The sequence below is a fragment of the Pseudomonas sp. W2Oct36 genome (assembly GCF_041060465.1).
Classification (GTDB): Bacteria; Pseudomonadota; Gammaproteobacteria; order Pseudomonadales; family Pseudomonadaceae; genus Aquipseudomonas; species Aquipseudomonas graminis_B.
Genome location: NZ_JAUERW010000002.1, coordinates 542,851 through 559,272, shown reverse-complemented (window position 1 = coordinate 559,272; position 16,422 = coordinate 542,851). Strand labels below are relative to the sequence as shown.

Here is a 16,422-nt window from a genome sequence, read left to right as displayed (position 1 = left end):
CGCGAGCAGAGCGACGTTCTCCTGAGGCATCAGGTTCGCAGCAAGGCTGCTCGCGTATGTTGCGGGCTGGCAAAAAGTTCGCCGCTGCACACCGCTTGAATGCACCAAAGCGGCGCATCCTAGAGGACATCCCGGAGCAGGTGCAACCCGAAAAAAGACTTCACTGAGCTTTTTTACAAATTAGATCAAAGTGCCACATATGCCGTGTTTACGGGGAGCCGCCAAATAGAGCCCTGCCCTGCGGGGCACCTCAACGGAGCTGAATCAGGGCGGTTCGGCTCAATACGGGGCACCCGTGAAACACTTTGAAAAAAGCGGTTGCACCCGGTTGCACCCTTGCAGTCGCACAGCTAATCTTGCCGCAGCTAAGCCACATGACCGTGGCTGTCATGAGGATAAGAAATGGCCACCACCACCCTCGGTGTCAAACTCGACGACCCCACCCGTGAGCGATTGAAAGCGGCGGCGCAGTCCATCGACCGGACGCCCCACTGGCTGATCAAGCAGGCGATCTTCAATTATCTGGAGAAGCTCGAGGGCGGTGCGACGCTGAATGAACTCAGTGGACAAGGTGGCAAAGACGCCGACGATCAGGGTGACCTGCCCGCCGAAAATGGCCATCAGGCATTTCTTGAATTCGCCGAAAGCATTCTTCCCCAGTCGGTGTTGCGCGCTGCGATCACCTCGGCCTACCGCCGCCCCGAGCCTGAAGTGGTGCCGATGCTCATCGAGCAGGCGCGCCTCCCTGCGCCGATGGCCGATGCAACGCACAAGCTCGCCGCGTCGATTGCCGAAAAGCTGCGTAACCAGAAGAGCGCCGGCGGGCGCGCCGGCATCGTCCAGGGCCTGCTGCAGGAATTCTCGCTGTCATCCCAGGAGGGCGTGGCACTGATGTGTCTGGCTGAAGCCTTGTTGCGCATCCCCGACAAAGGCACCCGCGACGCGTTGATCCGCGACAAGATCAGCACCGGCAACTGGCACCCGCATCTGGGCAACAGTCCGTCGCTGTTCGTCAACGCCGCCACGTGGGGCCTGCTGCTGACCGGCAAACTGGTCAGCACCCACAACGAGGCCGGCCTGACCTCCTCGCTCAGCCGCATCATCGGCAAGTCCGGCGAACCGATGATTCGCAAGGGCGTGGACATGGCCATGCGCCTGATGGGCGAGCAGTTCGTCACCGGCGAAACCATCGCCGAAGCCCTGGCCAACGCCAGCAAGTTCGAGGCGAAAGGTTTCCGTTATTCCTACGACATGCTCGGCGAAGCAGCGCTGACCGAGCACGACGCGCAGAAATACCTGGCGTCCTACGAGCAGGCCATCCACTCGATCGGCAAAGCTTCCCACGGCCGTGGCATCTATGAAGGGCCGGGCATCTCCATCAAATTGTCCGCCCTGCACCCGCGTTACAGCCGGGCGCAATACGAGCGCGTGATGGACGAGTTGTACCCGCGCCTGCTTTCGCTGACCTTGCTGGCCAAGCAATACGACATCGGCCTGAACATTGATGCCGAAGAAGCCGACCGCCTGGAGCTGTCGCTGGATCTGCTTGAGCGCCTGTGCTTCGAACCGCAACTGACCGGCTGGAACGGCATCGGTTTTGTCATTCAGGCCTATCAGAAGCGCTGCCCTTACGTGATCGATTACGTCATCGACCTGGCACGCCGCAGCCGTCATCGCCTGATGATCCGTTTGGTGAAAGGCGCGTACTGGGACAGCGAAATCAAGCGCGCTCAGGTCGAGGGCCTGGAAGGCTACCCGGTCTACACGCGCAAGGTTTACACCGACGTTTCCTACATCGCCTGCGCGCGCAAACTGCTGTCGGTGCCGGAAGTCATCTACCCGCAGTTCGCGACCCACAATGCCCACACGTTGTCGGCGATTTACCACATTGCCGGTCAGAACTATTACCCCGGTCAGTACGAGTTCCAGTGCCTGCACGGCATGGGCGAGCCCTTGTATGAGCAGGTCGTAGGCAAAGTCGCCGACGGCAAGCTGAACCGGCCGTGCCGGGTGTATGCACCGGTCGGCACCCACGAAACGCTGTTGGCGTATCTGGTGCGTCGACTGCTGGAAAACGGCGCCAACACTTCCTTCGTCAACCGCATCGCCGACCAGTCCATATCGATACAGGAACTGGTGGCCGACCCAGTGTCCAGCATCGAGCGTATGGCGACTCAGGAAGGTGGTTTCGGCCTGCCGCACCCGCGCATTCCGTTGCCGCGCGACCTGTACGGCAGCGAACGCGCCAACTCGGCCGGCATCGACATGGCCAACGAACACCGTCTGGCGTCGCTGTCTTCGGCCCTGCTCGCCACGGCGCACAACGACTGGAAGGCCGGCCCTATGCTGGGCAGCCCGGTCAGCGCCGGCACTGAAGCGCCAGTCCTGAACCCGTCCGATCTGCGTGACGTGGTTGGCCACGTGCAGGAAGCGAGTCTGGAAGACGTCGATAACGCCCTGCTCAGCGCCCTCAGCGCCGGCCCGATCTGGCAAGCGACGCCGCCTGCCGAACGTGCCGCCATCCTTGAGCGCGCCGCCGACCTGATGGAAGCCGAGATTCAGCCGTTGATGGGCCTGCTGGCTCGCGAAGCCGGCAAGACCTTCGCCAACGCTATCGCCGAAGTGCGCGAAGCCGTGGATTTCCTGCGCTACTACGCGGTGCAGGCGCGCAATGATTTCAGCAACGACGCTCACCGCCCGTTGGGGCCTGTGGTGTGCATCAGCCCGTGGAACTTCCCGCTGGCGATTTTCAGCGGTCAGGTCGCCGCAGCCCTGGCGGCGGGCAATCCGGTACTCGCCAAACCCGCTGAACAGACACCGCTGATTGCCGCGCAGGCCGTCCGCATTCTGCTCGAAGCCGGTATTCCCGAAGGCGTGGTGCAACTGCTGCCAGGCCGGGGTGAAACCGTTGGCGCGCGACTGGTCGGCGATGATCGCGTCAAGGGCGTCATGTTCACCGGCTCTACCGAAGTTGCCCGCTTGCTGCAGCGCAACGTCGCCGGCCGTCTCGATGCCCAGGGCCGGCCGATTCCGCTGATCGCTGAAACCGGTGGCCAGAACGCGATGATCGTCGATTCCTCGGCGCTGACTGAGCAAGTGGTCATCGACGTGGTGTCCTCGGCGTTCGACAGCGCCGGTCAACGCTGCTCAGCGCTGCGCGTGCTGTGCCTGCAGGAAGACTCCGCCGATCGTGTCATCGAGATGCTCAAAGGTGCGATGGCTGAGAGCCGCCTCGGCAACCCGGAACGCCTGTCGGTGGACATCGGTCCGGTGATCGATCAAGAAGCCAAGGCCGGTATCGAGAAACATATTCAGGCCATGCGCGACAAAGGCCGCACTGTGTATCAGGTCGCCATTGCCGACAGCGACGAGATCAAGCGCGGCACCTACGTGATGCCAACGCTGATCGAGCTGGACAGCTTCGACGAGTTGCAACGGGAAATCTTTGGCCCGGTACTGCACGTCGTGCGCTACAAGCGCCGTGAGCTGGATCAACTGATCGCGCAGATCAACGCCTCCGGGTACGGCCTGACATTGGGCGTGCACACGCGCATCGACGAGACCATCGCCAAGGTGATCGACAACGTCAACGCCGGCAACATGTACGTCAACCGCAACATCGTTGGCGCCGTGGTGGGTGTGCAGCCGTTCGGTGGCGAAGGTCTGTCGGGGACCGGTCCGAAAGCCGGTGGACCGCTGTATCTGTACCGTTTGCTGTCGACGCGCCCCGCCGACGCCGTGCAGAAATCCTTCGCCGCCCGCGATGCACAGCAGGCGCCGGACACCCGCATGCAAGAGGCGATGCTCAAGCCGCTGAATGCGCTCAACGCCTGGGCAGGCACTCAGCAACTCAGCGGCCTGGAAGCGCTGTGCAGCCAGTTCGCCGAGCAATCCCAAAGCGGCGTGACCCGCACGCTCATGGGCCCCACCGGCGAGCGCAATAGTTACAGCATCCTGCCCCGTGAACACGTGTTGTGCCTGGCCGAGGATGAGACGGATCTGCTGGCGCAACTGGCCGCCGTGATGGCGGTGGGCAGCACGGCGATCGTGCCGGACGTTGAGCCGGCCAAGTCGCTGCGCAACCGTCTGCCGAAGGACGTTCAGTCGCGCATCAAGCTGGTCGCCGACTGGCACAAGGACGAGGTCGCCATTGACGCGGTATTGCACCACGGTGATTCCGATCAGTTGCGCGCCATCTGCGAACAGGTCGCTCAACGCAGCGGCGCTATTGTCGGCGTTCACGGCTTGTCCAAAGGCGAAACCAACATTGCATTGGAGCGCCTGGTGATCGAGCGTGCGCTGAGCGTGAATACCGCAGCAGCGGGCGGTAACGCGAGTTTAATGACGATTGGTTGATCGTTTGATTGGCAATAAAAAAGAGTGCCTAGGCACTCTTTTTTATTTACACCTTGACAGTCACCCATGCACGCGCAGAGCAACATTTTCAGACCGGAAAAGTCACCAAAACAATACCCACTCCCGGAGACTCATAACCCTGCCCAGACAGAGGGTCACCTATCCAGTAGCTAAGCTGGACTAAAAGCCCTGCATTCTGCGTTATCACATGATTCGGTATGGTCCATTTAAGAGGGAAAGACAGAGGCGGCGTCAAAATCTCGGAACTCGCATTGGCTTTGGGCCCCTGCGCCTGGAATCGGATACCTTCAGACGGTAGCAACTCGATGGAATCCAACACCATGGCGGCGCCGGAAGGGTCAGTAAAATCCAACTTCGGGGGGGCTAGATCGGCTCGAACTTGATCATTCCTTGCGTCACTCATAATTAATACTCCTGTAAGAATCATAAAAATTCTGCCGCACCAGACAAAAAACTGGTACTTGATTTAGCTTAGCCGACAGCATTTCTTTCGCACATATAAAAAAACACCCAGCCATTTTCAAAATCGCTGAAACTTATGAAAAACAAAGTATTGACTGCCACTATAAGATGCTTGGCTATAAGGTTAATCGCCAATTAATCTAATAAGTTATGCTTCGAGCAGGACCAGACCATGAAATGTCTCTCGACACACAATGTATTTCAGACGTGGTCTATTGAGCAGATTTTAGGAAAACCTGGATCTGATTATTTCAGGGGGGTCGGCAGGACCGGCTTTGGCCTTTGAATGGGCTCCGCCCATTCACAACCTTGCCATGCGTAGGTAAGGAGATCTTCCGGGCTAGAGCCGGTCCCACGTTGAACTGCCCCTAACTCACCGTTCTGCCCGAGCATCACCCAAATCAATCTTGCTATTCACTTCATATAACCCCTCTTAGACTCGACGGCATTCCCGAGAAAGGTACGCCGCCATGTCCGAGACGCTGCTCAGTTCCCGCAATCTGGCTTTCGAGCTGTATGAAGTGCTGGACGCCGAGGCGCTGACCCAACGCGAGCGTTTCGCAGAGCACAGTCGGGAAACCTTCGATGCGGCGATCAGCACGGCACGCAACGTCGCGGAGAAATACTTCGCGCCCCACAACCGTAAAAACGACGAGAACGAGCCGCGCTATGAGAACGGCGCAGCGGTGCTGATCCCGGAAGTAAAACCCGCCGTGGACGCTTTCCTCGAGGCTGGTTTTCTCAATGCCGCCCGGGACTTTGAAGCCGGTGGCATGCAGCTGCCGACCCTGCTTTCTCAGGCCTGCTTTGCCCACTTCCAGTCCGCCAATGCCGCGACGGCGTCCTACCCCTTCCTGACCATGGGCGCGGCAAATCTGATCGAAAACTTCGGCACCGACGAGCAAAAGCGTCGCTTTTTGCAACCGATGATCGAGGGTCGCTTCTCCGGCACTATGGCTTTGACCGAGCCCCACGCGGGCTCGTCGCTGTCAGACATCCGCACCCGCGCCGAGCCCGCCGCAGACGGCAGCTATCGCCTGCGCGGCAACAAGATCTTTATCTCGGGCGGCGATCACCCGCTCTCCGAAAACATCGTCCACCTGGTCCTCGCCAAACTGCCCGACGCACCAGCGGGCGTTAAAGGCATTTCCCTGTTCATCGTCCCCAAGTTTCTGGTTAACGACGACGGCAGCCTCGGTGAGCGCAACGACGTCCTCTTGGCCGGCCTGTTTCACAAGATGGGCTGGCGCGGCACCACGTCTACCGCGCTGAACTTCGGCGACAACGGCAACTGCGTCGGCTACTTGGTTGGTAAGCCCCATCAAGGCCTCAGCTGCATGTTTCAGATGATGAACGAGGCGCGCATCGGCGTCGGCATGGGCGCAGTCATGCTGGGTTATGCCGGTTATCTGTATTCACTGGAATACGCCCGCGAACGCCCCCAGGGCCGACTGCCTGACAGCAAGTCACCGGACGGCGCGCCGGTGTCGATCATTCAGCACGCCGACGTGAAACGTATGCTGTTGACGCAAAAAGCCTACGTCGAAGGCTCGTTTGACCTGGGTCTGTACGCCGCTCGCCTGTTCGACGACACGCAAACGGGCGAGAGCGAGGAGGTGCGCAAACACGCCCACGAGCTGCTCGACCTGCTGACGCCCATCGTCAAGTCCTGGCCCTCGGAGTTTTGCCTGAAGGCCAACGAACTGGCGATCCAGATTCTCGGCGGCCATGGTTACACCCGGGAGTACCCGGTGGAGCAGTATTACCGCGACAACCGCCTGAACCCGATTCATGAAGGCACCCACGGCATTCAGTCGCTTGACCTGCTGGGCCGGAAACTGGCGCAAAACGGAGGCGCCGGGCTCAAGCAACTGATTCGTTTGATCGCTGATACCTGCGAGCGCGCGCAGGCCCATGAATCGCTGACGGTATTGCGACAACCCTTGGAGCAACTGGTCACCCGCCTGCAAGGGGTCACCCTTGGATTGCTCACCGATCTGGGCCAGGGCAAGGTCAACGCGACACTGGCCAACTCGGCGCTGTACATGAAGGCGTTCGGGCACGCAGTGATTGGCTGGCGCTGGCTGGCGCAGGCGATTCGCGCCCAGGAAGGGTTGGAGAAGAACGACGAAGCCGATAGCGACTTCTACAAGGGCAAGTTGCAGGCCGCCCGGTACTTCCTGACATGGGAAGTACCGGGCTGCCATCATGAACTGGCGATCCTCGAGCGCCGGGATGATGCGTGCCTGACGATGCACGACGCGTGGTTCTGAGTGCCGCGCTCACCTGCTACCAGTCGTGTCCATTTCCGATTTCGACAGGCGCTTTGCGTTTGAACGGGAAGAAGTGATCCTGCAATGCTTCCAGCTGCCGCTGAAACGCGGCGGAGCGAACGGGCAGGTGACTGGGCGGATCGATGCCCAGGTGATAGTAGTCCGGCCGCTGCTCTCGCAACACATCGTTGAACAGCGCCGGGCCCGTCAGCTCGAACACGGTTTTGCGGTACCCCTTCATCGCCTGCGAGGTCAGCAACTCGGTGACCGGCGTGGAACGATCAACCGTGGGAGGGGGCGTCTCGAAAAACCCGGGCTGCGCCTGGTTTCGCAAGGCCAGCTCTTCGCTGAGACGAGCAAGCACAGGGTTTCCCGCATGACTGGCGAACAGGCTATTGCCATAGCCGCGAAAATCCAGCGAGGGCACAGCAACCGCTTTGCCGAGCAGCAAGTCGCCATGGGCCGCCTCAAGATGAACACCGTTGATGGAAGCGGTCAGCACATCATCGGAGTCCATGTAGATGCCTCCGTAGGCGTCGATCAGGGGATAACGGAGGATGTCGGAGGCGGCAGCATAGTTTTTACCTGCACCGCCTCGTGCCTCGCGATACAGCGCCTGATGCCTGCCGCGAAGGAACGCGGCGAAGAAATTCTCATCCTGCAGGTTCGACACCGCCAGCGACGGCGCACGACTTTTCACGCTTGCGCGAATGCGATTCAGCGTTTCCTGACTGTCGACATCCACATGCAAAACAGACTGAAAATCCGGGCTGCGATTTGCGTTTCTGATGAGGTTTTCCATGCGGGCTTCCTCCAGCGGCTGATCGCCCACCCAGATGTAGTGAATCTTTCTCGGTATCGGCTTGAGGTGAGTGGGCATCGTGGGCAGCCGTGGCAGTTCGACCACCTCGACGTTGGCGTGCGGGTTGATAGGCTGGGGTTCATCCAGCACGCTTCGCGACTGCCAGTCTCCATTCTGGTCCAGCCTCAGCCCTCTTGAGTCGGTGCCCGGAAGCTTCCAGGTTTTCGCGTCGTCATCGTAAATGACCCCGCGCTGTCTGCCATCGATCATGATCGAATAACGCCCGCCAGACGTGCTGACGCCGTCGATGGGAATCGCCACCTTGATCGCGGGGGCATCCGGCTGCAGGAAACCACTCTGGGTCGGTGGCAGGACCTCGGGCAGATCAACGATCGAGACGCCCTCAGTGGGGCCCGCCGCCTCTCCCCGGAGGTTTTCGCCACCCGGCTCGATTTTCAGTCGGTTGGCGAAGGGCAGATAAAACCGCTCCACTTCCTCCAGACGTTCCGAATACGCGACGGAGAGTATGTTGCTGGTCGCCCGATAGTTTCCGGTCAGCAGCCCCGCATAATCGGGCCGGGACGACTTAATGACGTCCAGGAACAAACCGGGTCCCGTGATACGGGACACTTCGGCGAGATACCTCTTGGCGTCCGAGGACGAATGTTTGAGGGCCCTCAACGCCTCTTCCCCCAGCTTGAATCTCTGGTGCAACGCTGTCTCCATCGCTCTGAGCACCGGATTATCCCGATGGCTGGCAAAGTGACTGTTTGCAGGGCCGACGTGCATGAGCGTTTCGGAGCTGACTGACCTGCCCACCAGCACATCGGAAGGGCCTGCGGCAAGTGCCTGGCCCTTGAACGACTGGGCCAGGACATCATCGCAATCCATGTAGATGCCCCCGTACTCCCTGATCAGGCGGTACCTGAGCACATCCGCAGCGGCCGCAAGGTTCTGGTTCTGGCCATGCCGGAAGTAGGCGTACGGCTCGGCACTTTCCTGCTCGTACAGGGAAAAGCCATCGAAGAACTGCTCGTCCTGGAGGCTCGAAATGGTCATCTGGGGAAAGCTGGAAAATTCAGCCTGCAACTGCTGCTCGGCGGTCAAGCCGTCCACTGTTGCGGAGTAATCGATATCGACATGAAGTGCGAACTTGAGATCCGGACTGGTCCTGATGTTCTGTTTGATCGTTTCGATCAGGTGTGGTCCGGGCAATCCATCGCCTAGCCAGATCTGATGAATCGTACGATCGATGGGCAAAGACTTCGCAGACACGCCTGGCAGCCGCGGAAATGTGTAAACCGTGTCATTCACACCGGCGCGAAGGCGGCCTTTGACGCTCAGATAACGACGCTCGTCCCCCACGCTCCACTTGCCGTTGTTATCCAGCCAAAGCAGCTCCTCAGTGACTTTATGTCTCCAGCACGCGACGTCAGCATCATAATAAACGCCCGTACCTTCCGGCGTATTCATGGCGTAAAACCGATGGACCTGATGACCGGAACTGTCAGTCAGCGTCCTCTGCTCAATGCCGTCCATCGGCACATCGATCTGAACCCGGGGCTGTGCCCGAACGCGCTCGACAGGCGCAGTCACGCCCTGGTCTTTCGTGGAAGCCGCTGTGACGGCATCGCCATAGCTTTCCCCTCCCCGCAGTCCTGGCCTCAGGTCCAGGTCTGAATAGAATCCATTAAGGCGCTTGATATAAGGACCTTTGATGGCCGCATCTTCGGGAGAGAAAATCCGGTACTGCTTGACCGAGTCGACCCGCTCGACCCGGTAGATCTTCGAATGAATCCTGGCGAAATAAACGGTCTCGCCTGACGCTGGATCGACGGCCTTGTAAACGGCGCCGACGTCATCGCGTGTCCAGCTGCCCGAAAGATCAAGGGGCTCGCTGTACTCGAACCTGGTCAGTTCCGCCCGTAAACGTGGGGGCAACGATCGAAGGCCCTCTGGCTCAACACCAAACGCCTTCGCGCTGTCATAACCTGCTTCGTGCTGGGTTTTGCGCAGCAGGCGACTGTGCTCTTCCTGCGCCAGTCGGGCCTCTCGTGCGCTTGCATCTTCGTTGGCTCGCTCGTGCGCCTGCTGCGCAATCTCCTCATCGATCTCCTGCTGTTGTGCAGACGCTGCCGCTTTCTGCTCGGCGCTCCGACTGTCGATCACCTGCCCCACTTCATCTGCCGCACCCGGAACGACTTCGCCTGCACGCTGCGCCGCAGCCGCCGCGTCAATAATCTCCACGGCGCCCTGGGCAATGGCCGGCACCGCATTCAAAACACCGAAGACAAGGCGGCCAACACCGTTTTTTCGTTCTTCATAGGTCTTGCCCTCGATCACCTCGTCTGCCCCTAGCCCCAGAAGCGCGACCGACATCGCCGCCAATGGCAGCCACAGCTCGGGCACGACCATTGCGACGGCTCCCGTGACGCTGATGGCGGTGGACAACCGCTGCGCGAGCACCTCTTTGCGGTAGTCGCTTTGCGTGCGAATACTCAGCGCCGCATCAGAGCGCTGCCGATCCTGCAGGCTTTGGCGAAAGTGGGAAAACGGCCAAGGGGAAAGTGCGGCACCGAGCGCGATCTCCCGATAAGGGGGCCAACTGCCTGTCGCACCGTTCAGCAGGTGCGGAAAGACCGCAAGACCGGCCAGCGTAGTATGGAGACCGCTCAGAAAAAGACCGTCGCTGTCGTCTTCAAGTTTGAAGTGACGCTCCAGGGCCTGCCGTTTGCGGGTGTCTTTACACTGCAGCGCGATCCAGTTCTGTAGCGCTGTGAGATCGTTGAAGCCATGAAAAGGCGACGAGTTGCCGGGGATATAAACCACTAGCCGGCCTGTCTGTTCATCCCTGATCACAATGATGTCGGTCGCTGCATAGCGATACAGAATGAGTTCGCGGAACGTGAACGCATGGGAAAGAGGTGCATCGCGGAATGATTCGAATGTCAGTTGCTCCCAGGCTTGTGACGGATCGAGGCCCAGGGACTTGAGCACCAGCGCTTTGTCCTCCTGGCTCATCGAGCCTTCGGAATGCTGGATGTAGGCTGACTTGAGCAAGGCAGCCTTGAGAAGCAGGTTGTAGTCACCGCCATGCTGTTCCCAGAACGTGTCGAGCGTCCTCTCGTAGTGATCGAGCAATGCGTTATCCCAGACGAAGGCCTTGAACGCCTTGGGGTCGATGGACGTGTGGGTGGAGGCATCAAATCGCTGCGGGGAGGTTCTGCGATAAACGGCCTCATAGGCGAAACAATCCGGAAGGTTCAGAGGCGTGGGCGAGACACGTGCGGGATACCCTCCCTCGCGATATGACTGCACGTGACCCAGATGATCAAACCAGTCGCCGTTACCTGCCTGCTGCCAGTTATGCATCAGCGCGTCGGTCAGCGTGAAGGCGTGAGCGATGTTGGCTCGCTGGGGCGCAGCATCCTGACCATTGAGGTACAGCGTGGTGATCAGCAATTCATCAGGGTCAGTTTCTTCCGGGAAGTGCTGGAGCAGGTAGGCTTGCGCCTGCGTGCGTGCGTAGTCATGGGGCGATTCGTACCGCACGTGCTGCTGACCGAGCCAGTCGCTCAGCAGCGTGGCGTGAGCGTCGACTTCTTTCCCGGGGGCAGGCTCGACGGGCCACCCGTCTTGGTCGCGCGGCACGGGTGGCTCATTCCAGCCACTGTCTCCCCAGTCTTCGCCTCGCTGGCCACCCCAGCCCGAAGGTCGCGAGCTGTCGCGGCTGCGCCCAGGCGCGTCAGCTCTGCGCTGCAGAGCGGTCGTATCCTTTCTGTCTTTCATAACCCGACATCCTGTCAGTGAGTGAGCCCTTAGAGTCCACCGACAGGCACGCCGGGCCACCATAGATAATTATTGCTTACGAAATGAGCAGGCAGTTCAGGGTTGTTGAGACGGGAAAAAACAATCGACCAACACCCGCCCGGCGCTTCCCAGTCGGGTCGCGTAACCCTGGCGACTGAAAGGCTCTGCGGTTCGCATGTCAAGCAACTTTCGGCCCGGGACCGGACCGGTGACTTCGCGCAGCTGTACTTTCATGAACCGGTAAAACGTCCCGATCACTTGCTCGATGCTGTCGATCTGAAAATAGTGCCCGGGCAAAAAGATAGCCTCAGCCTCGTCCGGACTCGCGGAGAACGGCGCGATGGGTGCCGCGCTCAAGTACTGTTTTTCCGGCAGCACAAACACCACGCTGGTGTCGTCGAAACGGACCGGGGTATTCGTGGCACTGGCATGGGCGCCTGCCTGACTGCTGGCAAAAGTGCGCGCCTGATAGGGATTTTCGCTGAACGAGGTGATGTCGGTATTGACCAGCACATCGCCCACGGTCACCTCGCCGGTGCGAAAAAAGGCCCCCGACGTCCCACGCGCCCCACTGCCGCCGCGATACAGTGCGACGTCGTTGTTGTACCCCAGCGTGCTGACGTCCTCGACGAGCTTTTGTACCAGCGCGACTTGATCGGAATAGATCGCCACGCCGGTTCGCAAAAACTGGTTATACGCATCGTCTTCGTGGGTGTAGTGCTTGATGGAAGAGCCGACGTATTCACCGTCTGCGGTCTTGAACACGCGATGCCTGGCGCCCCACTGATCAAAATGCACGTCTTCACCCTCGGAGTCGGTCGAGACTATTTCCTGTGGCTCCATGCAGAACACTTCCACCACGGCCTTTTGCCGGGCCAGAGCGGCCTCGGAATACAGCTGCTCATCAAACAGGTTGAGCTGCATGAAGCGATCCCAGAATGCCGATTGCACGCTGGAAAAGGGCGTCGCAGGCGGCGAAGTGACCGCCAGGGCGCCGGCGTCCATGGGTGCACCGCCAGCAAGGCCCGGGATGGGAAGCCGTTCCCACCGGCCTTGCCCATCGAACCGAACCGGGCATCTGCCACTGAACGCAAACGGGTTCTGGGGATCGACGATGACCCAGCTGCCCAGGCTTTCATCGAGGCTCAAACGATGCGCCTGCCCGTCGATGAACGCCCATGTCTCGCCATTGCCCAGCCGATATGTCCCTTCATGGAGCCCTTGCTCCGAGACCGGCGTCAGCGATTCAAGGACAACGTTGTTGCTCATGCCGGACAAAGGATCGGTGGCCACGGGAGTCGGCATGGCATCGGCACCTGCGCTCAGCCCCGTTGGGCTTCGGGGCCTCATGGGTTCCCTGACATCAGCTCCCAGGCGCGACAGCAGCGGCAGGTTCACGAACAGATAAATAGCGCTGGCGATGGCGCCCAAGATACCCCGCCTGCGTTGTTCGGCGTTTTTAGCGTTGACCGCCTGATCGATGCTCAATCCGGTGCTGATCAGGCTCGCGCCCACCACAGCCAATGCCAGCGGCCAACCCAGCGGCGCCAGATTGCCGAACACGGAGAGAAAGGCGTTCAGATACCCCAGCCAGATCTGCTTGCGAAGATCGCTGTTATCGGTCAACAGGGTGGTGGCGTCAGCGGTCATGTCGTGACGGGCGACATCACGAAGATAGGCGAACGGATCACCCGGAATCGGTGCCGCCCCGCGATTGACGAGTCGATCGACCCCCGCGTTATCGTGGTCGCTCATCAGCAGCTGAGTCACATCGCGCTGAAACGCACCGCGGTGCGTGTCCCAATCGCTCGCCGAATGCAGAAAGCGAGCGCAAATAGCCTCTCGAGTGCCAAGGGAAAGGAACTGCGCCTTCAACCATTCGTACACCTGTTGATGGGTATCGAAGCAGTAGAAAGGGGTTTGCGCACCGCAGACATAGAGGATCTGACGGCCACCCTCATCGACAACACGCAAAATGTCCCGAGCCTTGAACGCGCCCAGTTCCAGATGGAACACCGATACCGCTGACGTCGCAGGCGCGGGCTCACGCAGCTGCTCAAGCGTCACAGAGTCACCCCCGGCAGTCAGGACGCTGCGCAGCCTGTCGAAATCCGTCACCGACAACAGACCTCTGCTCAGGCTTTCTCCCGCAGACGCCAGGTAGCGCACCTTGGCAAGCACACAGAAGTTGTCGCTGTGCTGAGCCCAGAACCGGTCCATCTGGCGCCGGTAGCCCGCACTGAAATCGAGGGCCCAGAAATCGTTGAGCACCTCTGCCGGAAGCATGCGCACTTCATTCTGTTCGTTGAAAACGCCATGTTCGGGGCCGTCGGTGTAGAAACCTCCATACACCGCCAGCTCGTCCGGGGCTTGCTGCTCGCTAACGTCGAAACGGCGAATCACCAACTCGGTCATGGTCATCGACTTCACCGCCTTACCGGCATGCTGCCATCCGGTAAAAGACCGTGAACTGCTGCTGGCGGTTGAGAAACGATGCCAATACACCTGATCAGGATCCAGATGCTTACCGGTGTGCCTGAAAAGGATGTTCTGCGCAGCGGACCTCGCCAGCGCGTTGAGATCGGGGTAATCGGCGACATAACGGCTCGCCATTTTTTTGAGCTGACGCTCATCCGATTCGGGTAATGGGTGGGCTTGTACGTTCATGGTGATCACTTCTTCTGGATAGAAACAGAAGGTGACCAGAGTCCACGCCAGTGACTGGCATAAATAGGTATTACCGCCGTCATCTGGGAAACGTGTATGCACAGCGGCATGCGAGTAGCAGGACGGGCCCTGCGGCAACATTAGTCCACCCATCTGGAATTACGCTTTGACAGCCATGCAATTCAACAGGTTAAATCCCTTGGCACGCGGACTGCATGGTCAGTTCGCGCCCTCGTTTGTTCGAATTCGTTTCTGGAGTACCGCCCTTGGATGCCACGACCATCAACAGCCTGTTCCTGATCGGCGCGTTGCTGGTGGGTGCAAGTATTCTGGTCAGCTCGCTGTCCTCCCGCCTCGGCATTCCCATTCTGGTGATCATCCTCGCCGTCGGCATGGTGGCGGGCGTCGATGGCGGCGGCATCATCTTCGATAATTACCCAACGGCCTATCTGGTCGGCAACCTGGCGCTGGCGGTCATCCTGCTCGATGGCGGCTTGCGCACGCGGGTGGCGAGCTTCCGGGTTGCACTTTGGCCCGCCTTGTCGCTGGCGACGGTCGGGGTGCTGATCACCACGGGGCTGACCGGCATGGTTGCCGCCTGGCTGTTTGACCTGAACATCATCCAGGGCCTGTTGATCGGCGCCATCGTCGGTTCCACAGACGCCGCCGCCGTGTTCTCGCTGCTGGGCGGCAAAGGCCTCAACGAGCGGGTGACCGCCAGCCTTGAAATCGAATCCGGCAGCAACGACCCGATGGCGGTGTTCCTCACGGTCACGTTGATCGACATGTTGTCCAGCGGACAGACCGGCCTGCACTGGAGCCTGCTGGGCCACCTGATTCAGGAATTCGGCATCGGCGGCATCATCGGGCTGGGCGGCGGCTGGATCATGCTGCAGCTGGTCAACCGGATTAATCTGGCCAACGGCCTGTACCCAATCCTGGTGGTCGCCGGTGGTCTCGTCGTCTTCGCACTGACCAACGCCATCCACGGCAGCGGCTTCCTCGCGGTTTACCTGTGCGGTCTGGTACTGGGCAACAAGCCGATTCGCAGCCGCCACGGCATTCTGCACATGCTCGACGGCATGGCCTGGCTGGCGCAGATCGGCATGTTCCTGGTGCTGGGTCTGCTGGTCACGCCCCACGACTTGCTGCCGATTGCGCTGCCGGCGCTGGGCCTGGCGCTGTGGATGATTCTGGTGGCGCGGCCGCTGTCGGTGCTGGCGGGGCTTCTGCCCTTCCGGGTGTTCCACGGTCGCGAAAAAGCCTTTATCGCCTGGGTAGGCTTGCGCGGCGCGGTACCGATCATTCTGGCGGTGTTCCCGCTGATGGCCGGCCTGCCCCATGCGCAGCTGTACTTCAACCTCGCGTTCTTCATCGTGCTGGTGTCGCTGCTGGTTCAGGGCACGAGCCTGCCGTGGGTGGCGAAATGGCTGAAAGTGACGGTGCCGCCTGATCCGGCGCCGATTTCCCGCGCGGCTCTGGAGGTGCATGTCACCAGCGAGTGGGAGCTGTTCGTGTATCGCCTTGGCGCCGAAAAGTGGTGCATCGGCGCCGCGTTGCGTGAGCTGAAAATGCCCGAAGGCACGCGGATCGCAGCGCTGTTCCGTGGTCAGCAACTGCTCCACCCGTCGGGTAGTACGGTGCTGGAAGTCGGCGATCTGCTGTGCGTCATCGGCCACGAACACGACCTTCCTGCCCTCGGCAAGCTGTTCAGTCAGGCGCCGCAGCGGGGTCTGGATCTGCGTTTCTTCGGCGACTTCGTTCTCGAAGGAGACGCTGAGCTGGGGGCTGTCGCGGCACTCTACGGCCTGAAACTTGACGGGCTGGATCCGGGGATGCCGCTGAGTCAGTTCATCATTCAGAAGAATCGCGGCGCGCCGATCGTGGGCGACCAGATCGAATGGAATGGAACTATTTGGACGGTTGCGGTTATGGACGGGAACAAGATCCTCAAAGTGGGCGTCAGATTCCCCGAAGGAAGCCGCCCGGGCCCCGGGCTGTTCCTTTAAACTGCCCCCCATTTCTGCTCGC

At 60.2% G+C, this 16,422-nt stretch carries 5 protein-coding genes; 3 read left to right on the top strand and 2 right to left on the bottom strand.

The genetic code is table 11. The features are described from left to right. Window positions 1-402 precede the first annotated feature (402 nt). Entirely contained in the window at window positions 403-4,356 is a 3,954-nt protein-coding gene (gene putA / locus QWI18_RS05225; protein ID WP_369318344.1) for a trifunctional transcriptional regulator/proline dehydrogenase/L-glutamate gamma-semialdehyde dehydrogenase, read from the top strand. Window positions 4,357-5,309: 953 nt separating this feature from the next. Next, a complete protein-coding gene (locus QWI18_RS05220; protein WP_369318343.1) occupies window positions 5,310-7,112 on the top strand; it encodes an acyl-CoA dehydrogenase in 1,803 nt (600 codons plus the stop codon). 16 nt (window positions 7,113-7,128) lie between these two features. Here the strand turns inward: QWI18_RS05220 and QWI18_RS05215 are convergent, their stop codons facing one another. Both QWI18_RS05215 and QWI18_RS05210 read right to left on the bottom strand, forming a co-directional pair. Beyond that, complete coding sequence (locus QWI18_RS05215; protein ID WP_369318342.1) at window positions 7,129-11,703, bottom strand: DUF6543 domain-containing protein; 4,575 nt, start codon at window positions 11,701-11,703, stop codon at window positions 7,129-7,131. A 96-nt stretch (window positions 11,704-11,799) separates the two neighbouring features. Beyond that, window positions 11,800-14,391, bottom strand: a complete 2,592-nt coding sequence (locus QWI18_RS05210) for a DUF6543 domain-containing protein (protein WP_369318341.1) — start codon at window positions 14,389-14,391, stop codon at window positions 11,800-11,802. A gap of 266 nt (window positions 14,392-14,657) precedes the next feature. Here QWI18_RS05210 and QWI18_RS05205 point away from each other — a divergent pair, with 266 nt between their 5' ends. After that, window positions 14,658-16,400, top strand: a complete 1,743-nt coding sequence (locus QWI18_RS05205; RefSeq protein WP_065986589.1) for a potassium/proton antiporter — start codon at window positions 14,658-14,660, stop codon at window positions 16,398-16,400. Window positions 16,401-16,422: the final 22 nt, after the last annotated feature.